The organism is Streptomyces griseorubiginosus, from assembly GCF_017614965.1.
GTDB lineage: Bacteria > Actinomycetota > Actinomycetes > Streptomycetales > Streptomycetaceae > Streptomyces > Streptomyces griseorubiginosus_B.
Genome location: NZ_WVUG01000582.1, coordinates 1 through 2,111, shown reverse-complemented (window position 1 = coordinate 2,111; position 2,111 = coordinate 1). Strand labels below are relative to the sequence as shown.

The 2,111-nt window shown below is 71.5% G+C and carries 2 protein-coding genes and 1 pseudogene; all 3 read left to right on the top strand.

Features of this window, described 5'->3' with window-relative positions; all coding sequences use genetic code 11:
• On the top strand, positions 1 to 1,289 hold a 1,289-nt coding region (gene mshA / locus GRC12_RS43885; RefSeq protein WP_244374682.1), incomplete at its 5' end, for a D-inositol-3-phosphate glycosyltransferase.
• On the top strand, positions 1,282 to 1,782 hold the full coding sequence (locus GRC12_RS43880; RefSeq protein WP_208786010.1) for a YbjN domain-containing protein: 501 nt from the start codon (positions 1,282 to 1,284) through the stop codon (positions 1,780 to 1,782). The genes mshA and GRC12_RS43880, both read left to right, overlap by 8 nt.
• Before the next feature lie 130 nt (positions 1,783 to 1,912).
• Positions 1,913 to 2,111: pseudogene (locus GRC12_RS43875) on the top strand (hypothetical protein); the annotation flags it as partial.

Here is a 2,111-nt window from a genome sequence, read left to right as displayed (position 1 = left end):
CCCGCCTGAGGCTCCACCGCCGCCCCCGCCGCGTCGCCATGCTCTCGGTCCACACCTCCCCGCTCCACCAGCCCGGCACCGGCGACGCGGGCGGCATGAACGTCTACATCGTCGAACTCGCCCAGCGCCTCGCGGCCATCAACATCGAGGTGGAGATCTTCACCCGAGCCACCGCCGCCGCCCTCCCGCCCACGGTCGAGCTGGCCCCCGGCGTACTGGTCCGCCACGTCGACGCCGGCCCCTACGAGGGCCTGGCCAAGGAGGACCTCCCCGCCCAGCTCTGCGCCTTCACGCACGGTGTGATGCAGGCATGGGCCGGCCACCGCCCCGGCCACTACGACCTCGTCCACTCCCACTACTGGCTCTCCGGCCACGTCGGCTGGCTCGCGGCCCAGCGCTGGGGCGTCCCCCTCGTGCACGCCATGCACACCATGGCCAAGGTCAAGAACGCCAACCTCGCCGACGGCGACACCCCCGAACCCGCGGCCAGGGTCATCGGCGAGACCCAGATCGTGGACGCCGCCGACCGCCTGATCGCGAACACCGCCGAAGAGGCGACCGAGCTGATCCACCACTACAGCGCCGACCCCGCCAAGGTCGCGGTCGTCCACCCCGGCGTCAACCTCGACCGCTTCCGCCCGGCGGACGGCCGAGCCGCGGCAAGGGCCCGCCTCGACCTCCCCCAGGACGCCCTGATCCCGCTCTTCGCCGGCCGCATCCAGCCCCTCAAGGCGCCGGACATCCTCCTCCGCGCGGTGGCGACGCTCCTCGACGAGCGCCCCGACCTCCGCTCCCGCATCGTCGTACCCGTCGTCGGCGGCCCCAGCGGCAGCGGCCTCGCCAAGCCGGAGGGCCTGCAGAAGCTCGCCGCCCGCCTGGGCATCGCGGACGTCGTACGGTTCCGCCCGCCGGTCGGCCAGGAGCAGCTGGCGGACTGGTTCCGGGCCGCGTCCGTGCTCGTCATGCCGTCGTACAGCGAGTCCTTCGGGCTGGTGGCCATAGAGGCGCAGGCGGCCGGCACCCCGGTGCTCGCGGCAGCGGTGGGCGGACTCCCGGTGGCCGTCCGGAACGAGGAGACCGGTTTCCTCGTACGAGGCCACAACCCCGCCGACTACGCGCGCGTGCTCCGCGCCTTCGCCGACGACCCCACGCTCACCCCCCGCATGGGCGCGGCGGCGGCCGACCACGCCCAGTGCTTCGGCTGGGACACCGCGGCCGCCGCGACGGCGGACGTCTACACGGCCGCGATGCAGACGCACCGCCGTCGCGTACGCTCGCAGCATGGCTGACGAAGCGAAGGTGAGGCAGATCGTCGAGGAGGCGCTGAAGGACGCCGAGGTCGAGTGGGAGAGCCCCGCCCCCGGCAACTACGTGGCCCAACTCCCCGGCACCCGCAAGCTGAAGACGACGGTCTCCCTTCTTGTCGGCCGCCACTCCCTCTCCGTCAACGCCTTCGTCATCCGCCACCCCGACGAGAACGAGCCCGGAGTCCACCGCTGGCTCCTGGAACGCAACCTCAAGCTGTACGGCGTGAGTTACGCGGTGGACCACCTCGGCGACATCTACGTCACCGCGAAACTCCCCCTCTCCGCGGTCACCCCGGAGGAGATCGACCGTCTGCTCGGCCAGGTACTTGAGGCGGCGGACGGCAGCTTCAACACGCTCCTGGAGCTCGGTTTCGCCTCGGCGATCCGCAAGGAGTACGCCTGGCGGGTGTCCCGGGGCGAATCGACGCGCAATCTCGACGCGTTCACGCACCTGACCCAGCGCCCCGCTGACTGAATTTCAGGTCCGTACCTAATAACCTTCGCACGCCCCTTCCGGGCTTGCGGGCTGCCGTGGCATGCTCACGCCTGACGCAGATCTGAACGTCGTTCACATCCATGAAGAGCCGCATGGAAGGACGTACGGAATGAGCACCGCGCACCACGGCATGACCAGACGGAGTCTCCTCGCCGGAACCACGGCGGTGGCGGCCGCGGCGATCACCGCCACACCGGCGCTCGCGGCGCCCCGGACGACCGTCGGCCAAGTCCCCGGCCAACTCCCCGGCCAAGTCCCCGGGGAAGTCCCCACCCTGTGGCGGGAGTTCGTCCGCACCCCCTTCACCC

What these genes read in the sequence shown, in the direction of transcription:
- GRC12_RS43880 (WP_208786010.1), top strand. Translation starts at nt 1,282, where the DNA reads ATGGCTGACGAAGCGAAGGTGAGGCAGATCGTCGAGGAGGCGCTGAAG.